The organism is Thermococcus sp. M36, assembly GCF_012027355.1.
GTDB lineage: Archaea > Methanobacteriota_B > Thermococci > Thermococcales > Thermococcaceae > Thermococcus.
Window position 1 is genome coordinate 1 of record NZ_SNUH01000272.1, and the last position, 415, is coordinate 415.

Consider the following 415-nt stretch of genomic DNA (forward strand, 5'->3'; position numbering starts at 1 on the left):
TTCTTGTGAGTCATGATGAGCTGGAGATCATCACCAGCGTAAGCCACGTAGAAGTCGATTATAGTGCCTTCTTCTTTTGCCTTCGCCAGAACTTCTTCAGCCGCTTCAATAAGCTGAGGATGAACCCTGGAATGTCCAGGCCATCCACCTATGTCGGCCTTTATAACACTGATCGTTATTTTCTCTCCAATGGCCATGGCAATCACCTCGATGGCTTTAATCACTTTTATGCTTATAAAACGTTAATATCACCGTCGATGATACACAAGAACTTGGCAAAAGGGTAAGGAAAAAAGAAGAGCTTTCATTCGCAGATGTCGGTCCAGCCGAACTTCTCTTTGGCGACTTTGATGAGGTTTTTGAGCTCCTCCTTCTTGATGTTGACGCTGGAGCTCGCGCCAACGAGGGCTATGAT

General features: G+C 45.8%; 1 protein-coding gene. It reads right to left on the reverse strand.

All coding sequences use genetic code 11. From position 1 onward, the window contains the following. Positions 1–197 (reverse strand): fructose 1,6-bisphosphatase (locus E3E36_RS12310; RefSeq protein ID WP_167895628.1); only part of this gene is annotated, 197 nt, incomplete at its 3' end. Positions 198–415: the final 218 nt, after the last annotated feature.